18 protein-coding genes are annotated in these 19616 nt (G+C 71.0%); 5 read left to right on the forward strand and 13 right to left on the reverse strand.

The features are described from left to right. Positions 1 to 73: 73 nt before the first annotated feature. Entirely contained in the window at positions 74 to 1927 is a 1854-nt protein-coding gene (locus NP048_RS18870; RefSeq protein WP_227576855.1) for a condensation domain-containing protein, read from the forward strand. A gap of 20 nt (positions 1928 to 1947) precedes the next feature. On the opposite strand, the gene NP048_RS18875 is transcribed toward NP048_RS18870, so the two are convergent. From NP048_RS18875 to NP048_RS18920, 10 genes are all read right to left on the reverse strand, one after another. After that, on the reverse strand, positions 1948 to 2787 hold the full coding sequence (locus NP048_RS18875) for an HAD family hydrolase (protein ID WP_227576856.1): 840 nt from the start codon (positions 2785 to 2787) through the stop codon (positions 1948 to 1950). Next, complete coding sequence (locus tag NP048_RS18880) at positions 2784 to 4019, reverse strand: NAD(P)/FAD-dependent oxidoreductase (protein WP_227576857.1); 1236 nt, start codon at positions 4017 to 4019, stop codon at positions 2784 to 2786. Before NP048_RS18880 ends, NP048_RS18875 begins: the two co-directional genes overlap by 4 nt. Beyond that, positions 4001 to 4300: a hypothetical protein gene (locus NP048_RS18885; protein WP_227576858.1), complete on the reverse strand. Its 300-nt coding sequence runs from the start codon at positions 4298 to 4300 to the stop codon at positions 4001 to 4003. The genes NP048_RS18880 and NP048_RS18885 overlap by 19 nt, the downstream gene beginning before the upstream one ends. A gap of 24 nt (positions 4301 to 4324) precedes the next feature. Next, a complete protein-coding gene (locus NP048_RS18890; protein WP_227576859.1) occupies positions 4325 to 5221 on the reverse strand; it encodes an aminotransferase class IV in 897 nt (298 codons plus the stop codon). A gap of 94 nt (positions 5222 to 5315) precedes the next feature. Then, complete coding sequence (locus NP048_RS18895) at positions 5316 to 6878, reverse strand: amino acid adenylation domain-containing protein (protein WP_227576860.1); 1563 nt, start codon at positions 6876 to 6878, stop codon at positions 5316 to 5318. Then, positions 6875 to 8989 carry an aminodeoxychorismate synthase component I gene (gene pabB, locus NP048_RS18900; RefSeq protein ID WP_227576861.1) on the reverse strand — a complete coding sequence of 705 codons (2115 nt, stop codon included), beginning with the start codon at positions 8987 to 8989 and terminating at the stop codon, positions 6875 to 6877. The genes NP048_RS18895 and pabB overlap by 4 nt, the downstream gene beginning before the upstream one ends. Further along, entirely contained in the window at positions 8986 to 9993 is a 1008-nt protein-coding gene (locus tag NP048_RS18905; protein WP_227576862.1) for an LLM class flavin-dependent oxidoreductase, read from the reverse strand. Before NP048_RS18905 ends, pabB begins: the two co-directional genes overlap by 4 nt. Continuing rightward, positions 9990 to 10934 carry a hypothetical protein gene (locus tag NP048_RS18910; RefSeq protein WP_227576863.1) on the reverse strand — a complete coding sequence of 315 codons (945 nt, stop codon included), beginning with the start codon at positions 10932 to 10934 and terminating at the stop codon, positions 9990 to 9992. The genes NP048_RS18905 and NP048_RS18910 overlap by 4 nt, the downstream gene beginning before the upstream one ends. Beyond that, positions 10924 to 11205: a phosphopantetheine-binding protein gene (locus NP048_RS18915; RefSeq protein ID WP_227576864.1), complete on the reverse strand. Its 282-nt coding sequence runs from the start codon at positions 11203 to 11205 to the stop codon at positions 10924 to 10926. Before NP048_RS18915 ends, NP048_RS18910 begins: the two co-directional genes overlap by 11 nt. Positions 11206 to 11402: 197 nt before the next feature. Further along, the gene (locus tag NP048_RS18920; RefSeq protein WP_227576865.1) at positions 11403 to 11684 is read right to left on the reverse strand and encodes a hypothetical protein; all 282 of its coding nucleotides are present in this window, start codon (positions 11682 to 11684) and stop codon (positions 11403 to 11405) included. A 319-nt stretch (positions 11685 to 12003) separates the two neighbouring features. Between NP048_RS18920 and NP048_RS18925 the strand changes: the two genes are divergently transcribed. Together NP048_RS18925 and NP048_RS18930 are read left to right on the forward strand one after the other, a co-directional pair. Next, positions 12004 to 13119, forward strand: a complete 1116-nt coding sequence (locus tag NP048_RS18925) for a glycosyltransferase family 2 protein (protein WP_227576866.1) — start codon at positions 12004 to 12006, stop codon at positions 13117 to 13119. A gap of 233 nt (positions 13120 to 13352) precedes the next feature. Continuing rightward, positions 13353 to 13967, forward strand: coding sequence for a hypothetical protein (locus NP048_RS18930; RefSeq protein ID WP_227576867.1), 615 nt, complete (start codon positions 13353 to 13355; stop codon positions 13965 to 13967). A 362-nt stretch (positions 13968 to 14329) separates the two neighbouring features. On the opposite strand, the gene NP048_RS18935 is transcribed toward NP048_RS18930, so the two are convergent. Then, entirely contained in the window at positions 14330 to 15154 is an 825-nt protein-coding gene (locus tag NP048_RS18935; RefSeq protein ID WP_227576868.1) for a hypothetical protein, read from the reverse strand. 493 nt (positions 15155 to 15647) lie between these two features. On the opposite strand from NP048_RS18935, the gene NP048_RS18940 reads away from it, so the two are divergent. Continuing rightward, the gene (locus NP048_RS18940) at positions 15648 to 16211 is read left to right on the forward strand and encodes a DUF6959 family protein (RefSeq protein ID WP_227576869.1); all 564 of its coding nucleotides are present in this window, start codon (positions 15648 to 15650) and stop codon (positions 16209 to 16211) included. Between the two features lie 110 nt (positions 16212 to 16321). Here the strand turns inward: NP048_RS18940 and NP048_RS18945 are convergent, their stop codons facing one another. Next, positions 16322 to 17011, reverse strand: a complete 690-nt coding sequence (locus NP048_RS18945; protein WP_227576870.1) for a GIY-YIG nuclease family protein — start codon at positions 17009 to 17011, stop codon at positions 16322 to 16324. After that, a complete protein-coding gene (locus tag NP048_RS18950) occupies positions 17012 to 17767 on the reverse strand; it encodes an SNIPE associated domain-containing protein (protein ID WP_227576871.1) in 756 nt (251 codons plus the stop codon). A gap of 638 nt (positions 17768 to 18405) precedes the next feature. Between NP048_RS18950 and NP048_RS18955 the strand changes: the two genes are divergently transcribed. Continuing rightward, a complete protein-coding gene (locus tag NP048_RS18955) occupies positions 18406 to 19260 on the forward strand; it encodes an aminoglycoside phosphotransferase family protein (protein ID WP_227576872.1) in 855 nt (284 codons plus the stop codon). The last annotated feature ends 356 nt before the right edge of the window (positions 19261 to 19616 follow it).

Below are 19616 nucleotides of genomic sequence, written 5' to 3' on the forward strand. Positions count from 1 at the left end.
GGGCTCGCCCCCCCGCGGCCTCGACGCGGCGACGAGGCCGCGCACAGGTCGACGCAACGAGGAGAGTGGGGACATGGGAGCAGAGCCGGCGGTGTTCGCCGGAGGGATCCAGCGCTCCGGACCGCTGCAGTCGGGCCTCGGTCAGCTCGAGTGGTTGTCCTACCAGAGCGGCGGGCACGGGGCGCTGCCGAACCTGGTGTGGGACGTCGCCGTGCCGGAGGGCCTGCCGGACGACGCGGTCGAGCACGCGGTGAGCACGCTGCTGCGCCGCCACGACGTGCTGCGCACGTCGTTCGACGCCGACGACGACGGTCGACCGCGGCAGAACGTGCACGAGGACGTCCACGTCACGTTCGTGCGCCTCGAGGACGAGGACTCGCGCCGCGCCTTCGCCGATCGACCGTTCGACATCGCGACACGACCCCCGATCCGGTTCGGCAGAGCGCCGTCGGGCGACCTCGTGGTCGGCATCTGCCACATCGCGGTCGACGGGACGGCCGCCTGGATGCTCGTCCGCGAGCTCGACGAGCTGCTGACCGCGCTCCACCAGGGACGTCCCGCGGACCTGGCCGACGACGTCCCACGACCCATCGACCAGGCGCTGTACGAGCGTGGCACGGGACGCCGGCGCGCCGAGGCCGCCCTGCAGCACTGGGGCTCCGCCCTGCGGGACGTGCCGGTGAGCGTCCTGCCGGTGGGTCGCGGCCGTCCGGGCGCCGACGTGGTGCGCGCCGACCTCGACTCGCTCGCGGCCAGCCTGGCGTTGACCCGCCTGCACGCGACCCTGAAGGCGACACCCGCCTCCATCTTCACGGCGGCCGCGTACTGGGCGCTGGCCATCCAGTTCGGCCGCGACCGGCTGGCCCTGGGCCTGACCTGGTCGTTCCGGGAGCTCCCGACCACCCGTCTGCTCGTCGCCGCGGTGTTCCGGGACATGCCCCTGATGGTCGACCTCGGCGACTGCACGTCGTTCACGGAGGTCCTGCGCCGGCTGCAGAGGTCCGTCCTCGTCGCCGGTCGTCACATGGGCTTCGACGTCCTGGAGTTCCACGAGTGCGTCGCGCGTCTCGAGGCGGAGCGGGGCGCGTTCCTGCCCGGGCCCGAGGCGATCAGCGTGACCTTCCACGACGTGGCGCTGGAGCAGGTGGAGCCGGACGTCGACCTGCGCGACCTGCTGCCCCGCTCGAGGACGACCGTCTACCGCACCGCCGAGTCATGGGACGTCTGCAACCTGTACGTCGGCGCGTCCACGGTCGACGGGCGGCTCCTCATCGAGGCCCGGCTCGACGGGTCGGTCATGCAGGAGCGGGACAGCGCTCAGCTCGCGACATCGATCGAGGCAATCCTGGTCCACGCGGCCGCCCATGGCGATCTCACCCGTGCGCAGGCCGACGCGCTCACGGCCGGGCCTCCGCGGCCACGTACCCGTTCGGCGCGGATCGGAGAGGTCGACGTCGACCTCGACCTGCTCACCGAGCGCCTGCTGGGGCACCCCGCGGTGGAACGTGCGGACGTCCGTGCGGAGCACGGCCGGCTGACGGCCGACGTCACCGCCAACCTCGAGCCCTGGCAGCTGCGCGACCTCCTGCTCTCCGCCGACAGCGGAAGGACGGCCGTGATGAGCCCGGACCGTTTCGTCGTCCGGCGCCCCGACGGTCGTGTCGTCACCGGGTCCGGCGTCGACAGGCCGGTGCTCGCACCCGAGGGGCCGGCCGAGACCGCGCTGCGGGACGCCGTCGCCCAGGCCAACGGGCTGGCCGCACCGACGATGGCCGGCACCTACCTCGGTGTCGGCGGCCGGCTCCACCTCGCCCCGCGCGTGCTGTCGCTGCTGCGCGACGGCGGGTGGGCGGGCCTCACCGTGGCAGACCTGCGCCGACCGACGAGCCTCGTCACCCTCTCCGGGCGGCTGCGGCAGGACGGGTAGTCGCCGGCAGCGGCGACGCCTCACCTGCGGGACGCGCCCGGGCCTGTCGTCGCCGTGCTCAGGACCCGTTCCAGCACCACCGCGACACCGTCGTCGTCGTTCGTCGGGGCGACCTCGTCAGCGACCGCCCTCAGCTCGGGATGCGCGTTGCCCATGGCCACGGCGTACCCCGCCCAGGCGAGCATCGGGGCGTCGTTCGGCATGTCGCCGAAGGCGATGCACTCCGCCCCGGAGTACCCGAGCAGCCGGGCGACGTGCACCAGCCCGGTCGCCTTGGACAGGCCGAGCGGCAGGATCTCGATCTCACCCGGGCCGGCCTTCGTGACGCTCACCAGGTGCCCGGCGAGCCGCGACGCGAGCCCGTGCAGCCGGTTCTCGTCGAACCCGGCGCGCTGTACGTAGAACTTGCGGACCGGCTTCTCCCACAGGGCCACCGCGTCCACGGGCACGACCGGCAGACCGTCGAGCGGGTCAGGGCGATAGCCGGGTCCCGCGAGCACGGCCCCGTCGACGCCCGCCTGGTCGGCGGCCAGGGCCAACGGCCCGCACACCTGCTCGATCGCGGCGAGAGCTCGTCGGGCGACGTCCCGGTCCAGCACGTACGACGTGAGCTCACGGTGCGCACCCACGTCGTACACCTGCCCGCCCTGACCGCACACGGCCAGGCCGGTGTAGCCCAGCGCCGTCAGCACCGGCCTCGTCCACACGACCGAGCGGCCGGTGACGACGACGTGCCGGCCACCGCGCGCGGTGGCGGCCGCCAGCGCGTCACGGGTACGGGGACTGACGGAGCCGTCGGACCGCAGGAGCGTCCCGTCGAGATCGGTGGCGACGAGCGCGTAGGGCAGGTGAGGGCTCATGCCGGGACCCGCCGGTAGAGCTCGCTCAGCGTGCCGATGCGCGGAAGCTCGCCCAGCAGGTCGGGGTGCTCCAGCGCGGCCATCGGCGTCTCCCAGCTCTCGCGCGCCGTCGAGCGGTGCGGTGGGACCGGGGTGACCGGGTCCCAGCCGCCGTCGCCGGGCCGCAGACCCAGCCGGACCGCGACGACGTCGGCCGTGGACCGGGCGGCCAACGGTGCGAGCGTCAGCTTCGACGGGCAGGCCACCACCACGCGACCGTCGAGGAGCTGGATGCCGAACTCGTGGGCCACGGTCCCGCTGCTCGGCAGCAACCCGCTCTTGATGGCGGTGTAGCCGGACACGGAGTCGACCCGGGCCAGGACGGCGGCGGCAACGACCCTGCGCAGGGTCAGCAGCGCCCGGCGGGCCCACCAGCCGGCGAGCTGGCCGACGTCGCGACCGCCGCTGTCGAAGGACTGGAAGTCGGACACCAACCAGGTGGAGCGACCGTCCGCCGCCACCCGGCTGGCGAGGAAAAGTCCGTGCTCCTCCTGCCCGGGGAACAGCGCGCTGACGGCGGGTAGCCGGCCGCGCAGCACCAGCATCAACGCCTGGCGGAGTTGCACGACCGCCGGCAGCCGGGACCGCACCAGCAGGCCGGGGGTGCCCGCGCCCGCGGCGAGGACCGCCGTGCGGGCATGGAGGAGCTGCGTGCCGCTGTCGGTCCCGGTGGCGCGGACGCGTACGCCGTCACCGGACTGCTCGACGCGTTCCACCGCGCCCCGGCACACCTCGATCCCGGCAGCGTCGGCCTGCACACCGAGCCCGCGCAGGATGTCGCCGACGTTGTAGGTGGGCTCGGCGCTGCCGAAGCAGGCGACCGAGGTGTCGGTCAGCCAGCCGGGGGTGGGCTGCGGCACGACGTCCAGACCCGACTCCCGCCAGTACCTCTCGGCCCGACGCACCGCAGCGGGCTCGGAGAAGGCGACGGTGGAGCGGTCCGTCACGGGTCGGATCTCCTCGAGCAGCCCTTGCCAGTGCTGGCGCGCGCTGGCCAGCAGCGCCGGCAGGCGCGGCTCGTCGGGACCGTACGCGTAGCCGCGGTGCAGGTAGCCGTGCGACTGTCCCGACTGGCCGGCGCCGAGCCGCGACGGCTCGACGAGCACCACGTGGACACCGCGTCGCGCCAGGGTCAGCGCGGTCAGCAGGCCGGCCATGCCGCCACCTGCGACGATCACGTCGACGTCGCGCATCGATCGCCTCCCTGCGACAGCAGCCGGACGTCGACCGCGGGTTCGAGGGCGGCGACCAGGCCGGAGACCGGGGACATCCGCACCACCCAACGCTCACCCGAGACCGTCTGCAGCAGGACGGCGTCCTCCTCGGAACGTGCTGCCCAGCGCAACGGACCGAGCCCTGCCAGCAGCAGCCGGTCGCGGCTGCTGCCGGCCTTGGCCGTCAGGTCACCCGTCTGCAGGTTGACGCGGATCTCGGTGGCGAGACCGACGACCACCTCCACGACGTCAGCCGACATCGCGGAAGCCCCCGGTGGCTGCGGTCACGGCAACGGGTCCAGGTAGGTGGGCGCCAGCGGGCCCTCACCCCGGCACAACCGGCCGTACTCGTCGGCGAGCTCCGCAGCGGTCCCGGCGCCGCCGGTGCGTCCCGTGTCGCGTCCGTCCACGGCGTCCACGGTCCGCAGACCCAGCAGCGTCCCGGCCAGCACGACCTGCGCCTCGTACAGCTCCTCACGCCGGACGGGCCGTTCCTCGACCCGGTGGCCCAGGCCACGCGCGATGTCCAGCACGATCCGCTTGGTGATCGAGTCGAGGACGCCCGAGTCCACCGACGGGGTCACCACGACACCGTCGTGCACCAGCAGGATCGCTGCACCGTCGGCCTCCGCGACGTGCCCACGGTCGTTGAGGAAGAAGACGTGCTCGACCCCGTGCTCGACGCGCTCACGCTCGAAGACGCGGAAGTCGAGGTAGGAGCCGCCCGACTTCACGTCGGCACCGATCGGTCCACCGAAGCGCGCGTGGCTGCTCACGATCGCCCGGACGGCCGCAGGCCTGCTGGGCCGGAACGGGAACCCGCCGATGTACATGGCGCCCTCGCTGTCCGGCGCCAGCGTGGAGCGCCCCCGCTTGGCGTAGAACGTCGGGCGCAGGTAGATGTCCGCGCCGCCCAGCTGGGCCGCCACCTCGGCGAGCGCCTCGAACACCTGCGCCCTGGGCATCGGCAGCGGGATCTCGGCCGTCGCGGCGGAGCGGAAGAGCCGGTCCACGTGCGCGCCGCCGGCCAGCAGACGATGCCTCTGCTGCGCGTCGTCCCAGAACGCCGTCATGCCCTCGAACACGTTGGCGCCGCGCAGCGCCAGCTCGTCCCAGACGTGGACCCGCGCGTCCTCCCAGGGAACGCACGCTCCGTTGAACCACATCACCCGATCCGACATGTCTTTCCGTCCTTCACTACGAGGCCCAAGGGCACCGGCGGTCCGGCCGAGCGCCGTGGTCGACGACACCGGATCGCGCACGAGGTCGAGCAGGTCATCGCTCCGGCCGAGCGCCCGATGTCGCACCGGCCAGCTCGGCGGACGGGCGTCCGAGCGGCGACCGGACGAGGTCCGCCACGGCGCGACGGTCGACCTTGTCGTTGGCGTTGGTCGGCAGCCGGTCGACGGTCATCACACGCCGGGGCACCATGTAGCCCGGCAGGTGGCGGACGAGCTCGGCGCGCAAGTCGGCGGGGTCACTGCCCGGCGCGACGCAGACCGCGTGAAGCGCCAGAGCACCGCCGTTCTCCTCGACGGTGACGACGACGGCCTCGGTGACGCCGGGGAGCGTTCGCAGCGCCGCCTCGACCTCACCGAGCTCGACGCGGTACCCGTTGACCTTCACCTGCTGGTCGGCACGTCCCAGGAAGATCAGCGTGCCGTCCACGGTCGTCACCCGGTCCCCGGTGCGGTACCAGTGCTCCGGCGGGACGTCGGAGTCGGTTGCGGCGGGCGCGGGGTGGAACCGACCGTGGTTCGCCTCGGGGTCCAGGTATCCGTCGAAGCGCTGCGGTCCCCGGACGCACAGCTCACCCTCGGTGGCCGGCTGGCCCAACTCGTCGAGGACGACGTGGTCCAGCCCCGGGTGCGGCACCCCGATGGGCAGCACCCCGTTGGCGGTGACCGGCCAGTCGTCCGGGTCCGCGGGCAGGACGTAGTCGCTGCAGGTGAGGGTCAGCTCGGTGGGTCCGTACAGGTTGACGAGGGAGCTCCGAGGTGCGGCGTCCTTCCAGGCACGGGCCTGCTGCCGGGTGAGGGGCTCCCCGCAGAACAGGCTGAAGCGCAGCGACGGCATGCTGCCCGGCAGCAGCCGTCCGCCGGCGTGCGCCGTGCTGATCACCGACGGCACCGAGAACCAGTGGGTCAGACTCCTGTCGGTGACGAACCGGACCGGCCGCAGCAGGTCGTTGCGGGTGGGCACGACCACCGTCCCACCTGCCGACCACACCGCGAACAGGTCGAACACGGACAGGTCGAAGGTCAGGTCGAAGCACTGGGAGCAGCGAGCTCCCGACGCGAGGCCGTACTTGTCCTGAATCGTGTCCAGGTAGGCGCAGATGTGGGCCTGACGGATCGGCACACCCTTGGGAGCGCCCGTCGAGCCGGATGTGAACAGCAGGTACGCCTCCGCCTCGGGCTCGTCGAGCAGCGGTGGCAGCGTCGCGGGTGAGCCACCCCCGAACGTGGTCGGGTCCGCGATCACCACCTGGACGCCGTCGTACCGCCCAGCGTCGGTCCCGGGTGCGGCGAGCACGAGGCCGGCGTCCGCAGCCCTCAGCATGTAGCGCGTCCGCGCTTCCGGGAACGCCGGGTTGAGGGGGACGACGGACCGTCCCAGCCGCTGGATGGCGAGGTAACCCACGTAGGCGGACACGCTGCGCGCCGCCAGCAGACCGATCCGGCGCGGCACCACGGGCGACTCCGCGAGGACCTGCGCTGCGAGCGCCTCCGCCATGTCGGCCAGCTGGCGGTAGCTGAGGCGGGTGCCGTCGATCTCGAGGGCCGTGAGGCTCCCGTCGCGCGTCGCTGCGGCGTCGAACCGCTGGTAGAGCATCATCGCGTCTCCTGCGAGGTCGCGCCCACGGACGAGGTGACGTACTCGGGAAAGTGCGTGTCCAGCAGGGAGAGCAGCGGGCTGGCCTTGACGACCGTCTCCTCGAACTCCGCGACCGGGTCCGACATGGCCACGATCGCACCGCCAACCCCGTAGGTGACGCGCCCGGGCTGCGCGACCAGCGTGCGGATGGCGATGCTCAGGTCCACGCTCCCGGACAACGAGAAGTACCCGATCGCACCCGAGTAGATCCCGCGGGGTCCGTCCTCGAGCTGATCGATGATCTCCATGGTGCGCAGCTTGGGCGCGCCGGTCATGGAACCGCCCGGGAAGGCGGCGCGGACGCAGTCGACCGCGCTGCGGTCGGAACGCAGCCGTGCCGTCACGGTGCTGATCAGCTGGTGGACGGTCGCGTAGGTCTCGACCGCGAACAGACTGGGCACGCTCACCGAGCCGGTCGTCGCGACCTGGGCGAGGTCGTTGCGGAGCAGGTCGACGATCATGAGGTTCTCGGACTGGTCCTTCTCGCAGGAGGCCAGGTCCGCCCGGAGCGCCCGGTCCTCCTCGGCCGACCCGCCGCGGGGCCGGGTGCCCTTGATCGGGCGAGCCTCGAGCCGGCGTTCGTCGTCCACACGCAGGAAGCGCTCCGGGGAGGTGCTCAGCACCGACAGCTCCCCGAGCCGCAGCAGGGCCCCGAACGGTGTCGGGTTGTCCCGACGCAGCCGGGTGTAGGCCGACCACGCGTCGAGGGCGCAGTCCACCTCGATCATGTTGGTCAGGCAGATCTCGTAGCTCTCACCGGCGGCGATGGCGCGCTGGCAGGACTCGACGAGCTCCAGGTAGCCGTCCCGGCCGTGGCGCAAGGAGAGGCGCGCGTCGATGCCCGTCGGCTCCCCCGTCGGACGTCGCACGGCGACCGTCGACTCGTGGATGCGCTCGCGGGTGTCCGCGAGCCACTGCTGCGCCGGCACCTCGTCGCCCAGGTGCAGGGCGAGCAGGTACGTCGTGGAGGTGCTGTGGTCGAGGACGACGCACCGGTCCGCGAACAGCAGCGCGGCGTCGGGCTGCTCGGCGCGGTGCCGCAACTCACCACCGCACTGGGCCTTGAGCTCGTAGCCCAGGTAACCGACCCAGCCGCCCCGGAAGTCGAACGGGAGGTCGCCACCGCTGACGACCTCGGCAGAGCGCAGGCGGTCGTCCAACCAGTCCAGCAACGGCCGGACCTCGGTGCGCGAGCGCCCGCTGGCACGCACGGTGACGGTCCCGTCGGCGACGTCCGCGGTGGCGACCTGGGAGAGCGGGCCGTCCGCCGACCCCATCATCGAGAAGCGACCCAGTCGCGCGTCGGGGCGGCTGCTGTCCAGCCAGAACGCGAACGGCTGGTCGGAGAAGAGCTTCTCGTAGACCTGCTCCGCGTCGCACGGTGTCGCGAGCTCCTCGACCAGGAGGTGGTACGTCGTCGGCGCCTCGGTGGCCGGCAGGGCGGGGACGGCCGCTCGCCGGGGCTGGGGTCGAGCGGGTCGGCGGTTCCGACGGTTCCACTGCGCGCTGAGCTCCGCGAAGTTGGCCAGCAGCCGATGCCCGTGCTCGGTCGCGATGGACTCGGGGTGGAACTGCACGCCCCACTGCGGTCGGTGACGGTGCCGCAGCGCCATCAGCACGCCGTCGGACGTCCAGGCGAGCGCCTCGAAGTCGTCAGGGAGGGTGTCGACGACCCACGAGTGGTACCGCACGACCTCGTGCGGCGACGGGATGCCGGCGAAGAGCCCGGTCCCGTCGTGGAGGACCGGGGACCGACGACCGTGCCGGGGCTCGGGAGCGAGCGCGATCGATCCCCCACCGAACGTGGCGATGCCCTGGTGGCCGAGGCAGACGCCCAGCAACGGGATCCGGCCCGTCGAGATCACGTCGCGGCAGATCCCGAAGTCGGCTGGCACGCCCGGCGTCCCGGGGCCTGGGGAGATCACCACGTTGTCGAACTCGTCGAGGTGCTCGGGACGCCAGCCGGGCTCGTCGTTGTGGATGACCGTGGGCTCGGTCCCGCTGATCTCACCGATGTAGTGCGCCAGGTTGTAGGTGAACGAGTCGTAGTTGTCGATGAGCAGAGTTCTCATGAACGTCCCCCGAGACGACTGCGCGCCATGTCCAGCACCACTGCGGTGTGCTTCAGGTCCTGCTCCTCGGCAGGGGTGTCCAGGATGAAGGTGGTGTAGCCGGCGTCGACGTAGCGGCCGATCTCCTCCCCGACCGTGGCGTAGTCGCCGACGAAGTAGGGGCAGAAGGTCTTGTAGCTCTTGAACGGCGCCATCCAGTACGTGCCCTGCTTCTCGACGGCCTGCGAGAGCTGCTGGTGCCATCGCGAGTCGGAGCGCGACATGGCCAGCCGGTGGGTCACCCGTCCCGCCCGGTCCTCGGGGAAGCGCCCGAGCGCGACCTCCCACGCCTCGACCGCCGTCGGGCGGGCGATCACCCCGATCCGCATGCCCTGGGTGAGAGCAGGATCCGCCGGTGGCTGCTGCTCGGGCTGCTGGGGGTAGACCATGGCGGTCGCGGAGAGGGCTCGCGCAGCGGCCAGGCCCGCCGGGGACGAGCCGGAGACCAGGAGACGAGGGACCAGCTCCGCCGGGAGGGCGGGTGTCAGGCGCAGACCTGTCACCGAGTAGTAGGCACCGTCGAAGGTGACCGCCTCGCGGGACGTGAACAGCGCCGTCATGATCGTCGCGTACTCGACGGCGCGGTCGTAGCGGGCGTCGTGGGGCAGCGCCTCGCCCATCGCCACCAGGTCGCCGACGAACCCGCCCGCGACGATGTTCAGGTCCACACGTCGGCCGTGGAGGTAGGCCAGGTCGTTGACCAGCTTCGCAGCGGTGAACGGGTGCATGTACGCCGACTGGACGGCGACCAGCGGAGCCAGTCGGGCGGTCGCCTGGATGACGACCTGGGCGACCAGCCAGGGATCCACGGACCTGTTGTCGGTGTAGATCAGGATCCCGTCATGACCGGCGGCGTCGCTCCAGGACGCGACCTGCGCGACCCGGTCGAGATAGTCCCGACCACCCTCCGGCGTCGAGGCCGGGCACGTGCCGAACACGGTCAGGTCCGTCGGGCGCCCGGTCACGGGGTCGCCTCGCCGACCGGGCCGGCGCTGCTCAGGGCGGGCGCCGTCCCGGGCCGGCGCCGGGTGAGCAGGGACACCGGCGCTGCGCGTCCCGCGTCCTGGACGAGGTCGACCCACTCGTCCGCGAGGCGCAGGACGGCAGAGCTCATCGCCTGCGCGGTGGGGACCTCGGACGGTGTCAGCAGGTCCCAGCGGACCAGGCTGTTGATCATGTGGGGGTCGAAGGCCGTCCACGCCCCGCCGAGCCTGACCTCGGGCCAGAAGTGCGGGAGCGAGTAGGGGCTGGACACCAGCAACCCGAAGCTGCGACGCGCCTCCCACCCCTCCTCGGTCGCCCGCCGTGCCAGGTGGAGGCTGGCCAGCTCGCAGTTGGCGAGCGAGGTCTCGGCGACGAACGACAGGTCGCCGTAGAGCGCCAGGGGGAGGATGTGGAAACGGAATTCCGACACCTCGGCGAAGAGCACGTCCAGCCCGTCGGGAGCATTCTGGGCTCGGCCGGTGCCCCCGACCTCGCGTTGCAGCATGAACTTCTGGTGCGACGGGCCAGCATCGGCACCGAGAGCATTCAGCTCGGCCGCGCGCTGGAACTCGCACGCGTGCCGGGGCTCAGCCCAGCCGCATTCGGCGGACACCTCTACCTGGTAGCTGATCGGGCTGCCGTCCCCCACCGTCCGGAAGATCTCCGGCCACCGCCGCATCGCGAGGTAGCGGGGCGACGGCAGCCGCAGGGCGAGGGAGACGTTCGCCAGGTCCAGGTCGTCGAAGAAGAGCTCACCGCCGGACACGTCGTGGGGAAATCCGAGATCAAGCAGCTCGGTCAGCAGCGACGCGTCGAGCCGGTAGATCCGAAGAGCGGTGGACGCGTTCTTGTCGAAGATCCGGTACCGGTCGGGGACGAGGCGCACCCGGCCGACGATCGCGCCGAGGTCCTCAGCCGGCATCCGACTCCTCCAGGAGGCCGGAGACGACATCCCACAGGACGCCGGGCGAGGAGAAGATCTCGAACCCGATGAGGTCGTCGGGGATCGTCACCTCGAAGGTGTCCTCGATCGTCACCATGAGCCGGACGACGGTGAGCGAGTCGATGCCCAGGGCGGCCAGGTCGGTGTCGTGCTGGAGGACGCCGTCGGGGCCGACGAGCCCGATCAGGCACTCGCGCAGCGCGCCCTCGAACCGAGGGTCGAGGGCGGTGGCGAAGGGCTGCTCAGGCACGGAGGCTCGCCTCTCTGACCTGGGACGACGGAACCTGACGGGTCGATCCGCGGTCATGTCCGGACCCGCGGGCCGTACTGACGACGAGATCACGACAACAGAGGACGACAACGCCGTGCGACACGTGTTTCTCCCTTGGAAGCGCGAGTGCTGGACCAGCCGTGCGGGTGGGCGCGCGGCCACCCGCGGGCCGCTCGTCAGCTCGCGGCCACCACGCGATCCGGGCTCAGCCCGGCGAGGTAGCGATGGACGGACCGCGCCGAGTCCCACGTCTGGATGACATCGCTGTCCGGTGGCTGCAGGTCATATCTGAACCGAAACCCGAGCACGTGCTGGAGCCAGATGAAGCTGACCGAGTCGATCAGCACCTCGGTGTCGTAGTCGACCCGACCCTCTGCTCCCTGGAACGCCATGCACTCGGCGATGATCGCCGTGATGTCGTCACCGGTGATCAATGGCTCGTCGAAGTTCGTCTTCACAATTTGGCACACATTCGATCGACGGGCATGGTACACAGGACGAAATGTCCACTCAAACGTGATCGATCACCCCTGCAAAACACCGACAGCGGAGCGCGGTCGGCAAGCTCAGCGTGTCACGCTTCGGACAACCTGGGTCATACTAGCCCTAGAGACGTGCGGGGCGCCACAAGCGATGTTGATCACGGAAAGGTCGTTCCTGACCGGTGGCCCGCGGAGCCGATCGGCTCGTCACCGACGGCGCAGCAGCACCGACCCGTGAAGTATCGTGACGCCCTCCTGCCAGTACGTCTCATCGGCCCAGGAGGGTGTGTCCAGCGTGGCGTCACAGCGAGGGATATCCGTCGTCGTTCCGGTGAAGGGCCGGGTGCCGCTGATGCGGGCACAGCTCGCGTCACTGCGCACCGCCATGGAGCACAGTCCGGAGCCCGCGGAGGTCGTCGTCGTCGACGACTCGGAGCCCGACGACGCCGAGGCCCACCGCGTGAGCTGCCGTGAGCTGGGTGCCCGCTACGTGCCCGGTCCCCGCCACGTCGGCGCCAAGCGCAATCTGGGGGTCGATCAGGCCAGGTACGACCTGATCCTGTTCACGGACTCCGACTGCCGGGTGTCGCCCGACGTCCTCAAGCGTCACGTCACGACGCTGCGCGACGCGGACAGCACGGTCGGGGGCGTCTCGGGCCCCACCTTCGTGGATCACGGTCGGACGCGAGGCGGCCGGATCATGCGGTGGTCGAGGTTGATCAACGACGACCTGGAGCGTCCGGGCAGGGCCGCGAAGGTGACGTGGGCGACCACGACCAACCTCGTCGTGCGCAGGGAGGTCTTCGAGGAGGTGGGCGGCTTCCCGTCGGAGAGCCTGGACATCGTCGGTGGCGAGGACTGCGACCTCGGCATCAAGATCACCGACGCCGGCTACACGATCGTGTGCGACCCCGACGCGGTCGTCCTCCACGACCACGCCATCACGGAGTCCCTCGCCACGGCAGCCAGGCGGCTCCACGGCTACGGCCGCTCGGAGCAGTGGGTGTGCAGCGTCCACCCGCATCACCGTCGACCGGTGCTGAACGCCTTCACGGTCGCGTCGACGGCCGCCCTCGCCGGCATCGCGCTGGCACCGCGTAGCCGGGGTGCCGGTCTGCTGGCAGGGCCCGCCGTCCTCGCCCTCGTGGTCGCCGCGCGCGCCCGCGGGTTGCGGGACGAGGAGCGGGCCGTGGGCGGCGGCGGCACCGCCGAGCGGCTCGCCTGCGCCGCGGTCGACCTGCTGTTCGACCTCGGCGGCTTCCAGGCGGCACTCCAGATGGGCCGCCCGAGCGGTCTGGTCACGGGGCTCAGGCCCGCCGACGACGTCCGACCCGAGGGCGGCGGCGGGCGCCCGCCTGGTAGGTCGTGGCTACCTGTGGAGGGAACTGGCTGGTCGCCGGCTGGAGGCTGACGATTCATCAGGGATGACGACCACGCCGACGGTCGTGATGGTGGCCCCGTCGACCGTCGCCAGGAGCCGATCCGGCCCGTGACCGGGACACGCCGCGTACCGCCGGTCACCGGACCTCGGGACGAGGCAGTGCCCTGGTCGGGGCGGGCAACCTTGAACGTCAGAGCGCCGCCCGCGCCGATCGGACCCGACCGTTCACCTTGGTGGCAGCGGCGGAGGCATAGGCTCGGATCGTGCGGACAGTGCCGGCGATCTTGGCGGAAGCCGAAGCGATCGACTGGGCACTCTGGGATGTGCAGCCGCAGGACCGCCTGTGGGACTACCGGGCGTCGAGTGTCCCCGCTGCTTTCGCGTGCATCGCGGGAGTGCGGAGCAAGTCCGACGCAGATGACGCGTACAACCGGATCATGGACGCGCTCGGCCACAACCACAGCGGTACTCCGTACCCGGCGATGGTGGCCGGCGCCCGCTTGCTGGCTGAGCTGGTGCCGCTGCTCCGCGGCTGGCAGTCAGCGACCGTGGTCAACGTCCTGACCGACTGCTACCTGTGGACGCGGGGAGAGGCCGAGGTCGTCACGAAGGATGGTCGGACCTATGACCCGGGCGCGGAGACAGCGCTGCGCCAGTGCCAAGGTCACGTGTACGAGCGCCGTCGCGGTTTCGCCAGCGCCCACCGGGACCTCAGCGAGTCGGCCGACAGGACGGGGCGTCGGGAGTGCGCCCGAGCCTGCCGACCGCGCGGCGCATCCGCCTGCTGCCCTGCCGTACGTAAAGCATCCAGCCCCGATTTTCAACCTATCTTGCATCTCGAGACGACATGTCGGTTGTCGAGATGCACGACAGATTGACCGCCCCGCAGCGGCGTACTTTGACCGAGCGCACCCACGCGGGTGGGCTCAGTCAAAGTAGGAACCGGGGTTCTTGGCCGACGACGTACGCACCCGACGCGGGGCCAACGCCCTCGACGATCTGGCGGGCCTGGTCCGATGGCCGGGTCCAGCACCGCGGCGTCCGGCTAGTACAAGGTCTGCGGCGGGGTGCGCCAGGCTTCGGTGCAACTCGCGCGACCGGTGGGCCGTAGCCACCGCCTCCTCGTCGAGTGCGCCGACCGCACCCGGCTCGTCGACCCCACCCTGCGACACCCAGAGCGACCTGGAGGCACCGCCGAAGCGGTCGCCGGTGGACGTCCATGGCAGGTCGTGCTCGACGGTCACACGAGTCCCCTTCCACTCGAACTCTCGCGGCGTGCTGCCCGCCATCGAGCGACCACGTCAGCATCGGGTCGACCCCAGTCGCCGTCGATCCACAGGCTGTCGAGGAAGCTCGCCGCAGGTGCGAGCGGGACGCCGTGCCGCGCCGTGAAGTCCCCGACCGTCTGCAGCTCGGCCAAGGACCACCAACTCTCGATCCCCCCGAAGAGACCCCCGTACGTGATGTCGACGATCGCACGCACCGCGTCCCGGACGTCGCGCTCATCGAGGCCGAGCGCGGCGACCTGGTCCCGGCCGGGGTCCGGGAACGGCCGGCCCGGGCCGAGACCGGTCAGATGGTGCGACTCGTACCAGCCCCTGAATGCGTCCGGCCCGTCGACGGTCATCCACTGCCAGAGGTGGTCCTCGAGCGTCACGAGCTCCGCAGCGCGCAGACCCACGGCCGCGCGCCAGCGGGCGAAGGTGGCCAGTGCGACCGCCTGCCGGGCCCTGACCGACAGGTCCGAGTACAGCGCAGGACTCCGCCACGACAGCAGCTCCCGCGCTACGGAATACGTCGCGCCGGTGTCGCCGGTGCCCCAGGGTGCGAGGTCGACGACGTCGACGACCGTGTCTCCCCGGAGTTCCCGGGCATGGGGACGACACGCGATGTCGACGTCGACCGGGAAGCCGCTGCCGGCTCGCAGGGCTGAACCCGAGTCGACGGCGGCCGCCTTCTCCTCGAACCGGTGGGTCACGCCGTCGCTGTCATCGAACTCGATCTCGACGAAGCCGGGGAAGTCGTCGGAGATCCATCTCGTGGCGCGACCACGGAGCATCAGCATGAGACATGATCGCAAGGACCACCGGGAGGATGACGGCACTGTCGACAACCGCGCGGCGACAAGGGCGCCGTGCAACCGGACGAGATCGTCAGGGCCCTCCAGGTCCAGCACCCACTGCCGCCGCGGTGCTGCCGTGACGGGGCCAGCACGACCCCTTCGAGTTCGTCACCTACGGCCTTCGCGCCGGCCAGTTCGTCGAGAGCCGCACGCCTGCCCGCGGACTGCAAGGGCTCGTCCAGGTCGAGCCCGGAGAGGAGCGTGAGCGAGGCGTTGATCGGCATCACTCGGATGACGTCACGCTCGATGTGGACGCGCTGTTCGTCGGGTGCGGCGTTGCCGCCGCGACCGAAGGTCGACCCGAGGCGTAGTCGCACCCACCGACTTGGACGACGGTCTAGTCAGACTATCCATGCCGTTTCCCCGCAGTACCGCGCCGGCCGTGCCATTCTCGCGCCAGGACGCGTCGCGACGGCGCGCGGCGAGGGAGGGACCTGTGCACCTGCGGCTGATCGGTTACTGGCGCAACGACGAGCACCCCGGCTACCCCGACCCTCGTGAGCTCGTCGACGAGAGCTGGGACGCAGACGACCGCTACGCGGTCAGCTCCTACTTCAGGTCCGGAACATACCTGCGCGGCTGCATGGGCATGTCCCCGTGCCGGTTCTGCGGGAAGCACAACGGCGCGTCCGAGTTCACCGACGGCGTCCTGGTCTGGCCGGAGGGCTTGACGCACTACGTCGAGGATCACGGTGTCCGACTTCCCGGGACGATCGAGAGGTACGTGCTCTCCCGGATGGACCGGCTCGAGTCCCCGGTGGTGTCGGTGGACTGGTGGGTGGCAGGGGCGGATCCCACCGGTGGGCCGCTCGAGCCGCTCGAGCGATTGGTCTGGCAAGGCAACGCGCAGCTGGCACAACAACCCGGCCGCAGGTTCCCTGGCCTTTTCGTCCAAGGAGACACGCTCTCCAATCACGTGGACGGGCCACGGTCGGCTCAACTGCTGCGCTGGTACGAACAGATGATGCAGGCAGCGGGACGCGACGAGCTCCCGTACTGACCCGACGCACGACGTGACGCCGGAGGCGTGCGATCTGGGACGCTTCGAGACTCGATGCGGTGTCGCGCCGCCGCCTACGGTGATCTCGAGCGGATGATGGAAGCAGCCGCTCACGCCCCCGCGGCGGCAAGTTCGCGGCTGGCGCGGAACTCCTCGGCGGCGGCCTCGGTCGTGTACTCGACCAGGGCGACCTTGTGCTCGCGAAGCACCTCGAGCACCTGTTCTGGGGTGGCGTAGAAGAATTCCCGGCGGGTGTTGATGCGGTTGACACGCTGGTCTGCGAAGTGCCGGTGCAGCATCGTTTCGATGCCGAACGCGTCCTCGGAGAAGAAGAGGGCGTGCACGTCGAACGTGAACGGCACCGAGGCGTCCCCGAGCTCGCGCACTCGGTCCATCGGCTCCAGGCGGCGGGTCATGCCGATCTTCACGACGTCGGGACCGAACGCGCCGACGTTGGAGATGACGTAGACGTAGCCGGCGCGGACATTCGCGGCCCGGTAGTCGACGTCGGCGATGGACTTGTCGATCTCGGCGAGCTTGGCCTGCAGCTCCGCGGCGCCCGCCTCGTCCCCACGGGCCTGCAGCGCGGCGAGTGCGTTCGCGTAGTGCTCCCGCTCCTTGTCCAACTTCTCACGGGCACGCCGCAGCTCATCCTCCACGCGCTTCTCCTCCCGCAATCGGGCCTTCTCCTCGCGCTCGGCCTCCTTGGCGGCCTGGACGGCGGCCAGGTGCCTGGCGGCGAGCTCGAGCTCGCGGATCCGCAGCCCGTGGTACTCGGGAGTGATGGCAAGGCGGATCATCTACCCATTACTCGCGACGCGCTCGACCACTCGTGTCAGGCGCTGCTGGGCGGTGGTGAGGCCGCCTGCCCTCACGGCCTTGATGGCGTTCTCGGCTTCAGCGTTGTAGGCCGAGAGCATCGTCCTGGACATCGACTCGACGAACTTGCGCCCCTTGGCTGCGGAGCCGTCGAACGTGAAGTTCGACGTGGCGGTGACGGCCCGCTTGTCAGAGACGGTGGCCTTGATCTGGGCGCGTACGCGGGCAAGTTCGGCGGACAGGGTGGCGGATGCTTCTGCGGGGTGCTCGAAGTCGTACAGCCCGAACTCCTGGAGGTTGATGGCGTGCCGCACGTCCAGGGCCTGTTGCTGGAGAGCCCCGAACTCGGCGCGCGCCGCAGCGACCTGCGCGGCGTGCTGCTGCTGGGTCTGGTTGATCTGCTCGCCCAGGCTCGTCAGTTGGGCCTGGGCGGCGGCGGTCTGCTGCTGGATCTCGGCGAGGGCGAGGGCGCCAGCGGCCTCAAGGGTGGCGCGCAACTGCGCATTCTCGGCAGCAAGGTCCTTGGCCGCGCCGCGCGCGTTGAACAGCCCGATCTTGCGACCCCCGGCTGACTGCGTCTGCTGGGGCGCTGGCGGCTGGGGCTCGTTGGCCTGCGGATAGACAGCTGCGGGGGGTTGAGCCTGGGCGACGTGCTCCGTCCAGTGCGCACCGTCCCAGTAGCGCACCTGGCCGGGGACGTGGGGGTCGGGGTACCAGTTCGCCGGGGGCGTCGTCATGATCGCGACGGTATTCGCGGACGGTCGTCGGTGTGACCCCAATGTTCAGATATCACCCTGAAGCGTCCGCGTTTGGGGCGACTACTGAATCGGAGCCGGGCGAACGACACTTCACCAGCTTGCCTTTCCCCTCAGGCGCGGCGTGCAGCTGCCTTCTGCGCTCGGATCGTGAACGTGTGGCCGGGGCGCTCCATGCCGGGGCGCCGCCCTGCAACCACGTCCACGCTTCAGCACGAGTGCGGCCGTCCTGGGTGATCGCGAACATCTGGACCGGCACAAGGCGTCGACGCCCCGGCGGGTAGGTCGAGATCTCGTGCGATGAACGACGGCGGGTACCCGATGCGTTCGCCATCGACGAGGACAATGACCGCGTTCGGGTCGACCTTGTTCGTCGGCTCGCGTTGGAGGACTCCGTCCTTCCAACGAGGACCACGTCCTCACAGGCCAGGAGTCAACCTGACCAGGGGAAGTCCCGCCCGTGCCAATCGGATCACGACCGCGGAACGTACTCGCCGTCAGCTGCGCGGCGCCGACAGGTCCGGGCGAGAACGGGCGGAAATGGCTCCGAACCTCCAGCATGCGCGCCCTACCCTGCGGCGGGTGACGAACTCGACGCTGCGGAGATCACCGTCGACCTGGTGCGCCGCCTGGTCGCCGAGCAGCACCCCGCGTGGGCCACGCTGCCGGTGACGCCCGCCGCGCGCAGCGGCTGGGACAACCGCACCTTCCGCCTCGGGGACGAGCTGCTCGTACGCCTACCGAGCGCGGAATGGTACATCGAGGCCGTGGCGAAGGAGCAGCGCTGGCTGCCCGTCCTGGCGCCGCACCTCCCGCTCCCGATCCCCGCACCGGTGGCCGCGGGGATGCCCGGCCAGGGCTACCCGTGGCCCTGGTCCGTGTACCGGTGGCTACCGGGTGCCTCCGTCGACGCTGCCCCGCCCGCCGACCTGACCCGCCTCGCAGTCGACCTCGCGGGATTCCTGAACGCGCTGCGTCACGCGCCCGGGCCGGGGCCGGCGCCGGGTCAGCACAACTGGTGGCGCGGCGGCCCGGTCGGCCATTACGACGACCAGACGCGCCACGCGCTCGATGCGCTCGCCGGCGAGGTCGACGTCCGGGCCGCGACGGACGTGTGGGAGGCCGCCGTGACGTCGGCGTGGGACGGGCCAGACGTCTGGCTCCACGGTGACGTGGCGCCCGGGAACCTCCTCGTGCGCGGCGGCGTCCTGAGCGCGGTCATCGACTTCGGCACCTGCGGCTGGGGGGGCCCCTCCTGCGACCTGGTGATCGCCTGGACCGTCCTCGACGGCCGCTCACGAGAAGCGTTCCGAGCAGCGGTCGGCGCGGACCCCACCATGTGGGCACGAGCGCGGGGGTGGGCGCTGTGGAAGGCCCTCATCACGATGGACCGGCAGCATGACGACCCCGGCGCACGCGCCGGTGCGCGGCGCGTCCTCGAGGCCGTGCTCGCAGACCACGCCGCGCACGCGTGACGGTCGCGCCCGCCGGACGGCTGACTTCCGGAAGTCGGCGTGTCCTACGTCTCGACGGCCCACGAGTCGACGTCCCCCGCGCGGGTCACGCGTTCCGGGGGGTACTCAGACTATCGAGACCCCTTAGTCAGACAATCTTGCATCTCGACAACAACAAATGTCGAGATGCGGCACAGATTGCCCGATCCCGCGCGGGCTACTTTGAACGACAGGTCGCGCGGCGCCGCCGTCGGTCACAGTACGGATGGGCCGCGAACGGACACTCGGGGCGAGGCGTGGTGACCGATGTCTGCACCGCTGACGCACCGATCGGGGTCAACCCTGACGGGGACCGTCCGCCTCGGGCATCTGGAGGC

The sequence above is a fragment of the Cellulomonas xiejunii genome (assembly GCF_024508315.1).
Lineage (GTDB): Bacteria > Actinomycetota > Actinomycetes > Actinomycetales > Cellulomonadaceae > Cellulomonas > Cellulomonas xiejunii.

Coding starts and splice junctions, on each gene's coding strand:
- NP048_RS18870 (WP_227576855.1), top strand. CDS start 74: ATGGGAGCAGAGCCGGCGGTGTTCGCCGGAGGGATCCAGCGCTCCGGA.
- NP048_RS18875 (WP_227576856.1), bottom strand. CDS start 2,787: ATGAGCCCTCACCTGCCCTACGCGCTCGTCGCCACCGATCTCGACGGG.
- NP048_RS18880 (WP_227576857.1), bottom strand. CDS start 4,019: ATGCGCGACGTCGACGTGATCGTCGCAGGTGGCGGCATGGCCGGCCTG.
- NP048_RS18885 (WP_227576858.1), bottom strand. CDS start 4,300: ATGTCGGCTGACGTCGTGGAGGTGGTCGTCGGTCTCGCCACCGAGATC.
- NP048_RS18890 (WP_227576859.1), bottom strand. CDS start 5,221: ATGTCGGATCGGGTGATGTGGTTCAACGGAGCGTGCGTTCCCTGGGAG.
- NP048_RS18895 (WP_227576860.1), bottom strand. CDS start 6,878: ATGATGCTCTACCAGCGGTTCGACGCCGCAGCGACGCGCGACGGGAGC.
- pabB (WP_227576861.1), bottom strand. CDS start 8,989: ATGAGAACTCTGCTCATCGACAACTACGACTCGTTCACCTACAACCTG.
- NP048_RS18910 (WP_227576863.1), bottom strand. CDS start 10,934: ATGCCGGCTGAGGACCTCGGCGCGATCGTCGGCCGGGTGCGCCTCGTC.
- NP048_RS18935 (WP_227576868.1), bottom strand. CDS start 15,154: ATGCTGATGCTCCGTGGTCGCGCCACGAGATGGATCTCCGACGACTTC.
- NP048_RS18945 (WP_227576870.1), bottom strand. CDS start 17,011: ATGATCCGCCTTGCCATCACTCCCGAGTACCACGGGCTGCGGATCCGC.
- NP048_RS18950 (WP_227576871.1), bottom strand. CDS start 17,767: ATGACGACGCCCCCGGCGAACTGGTACCCCGACCCCCACGTCCCCGGC.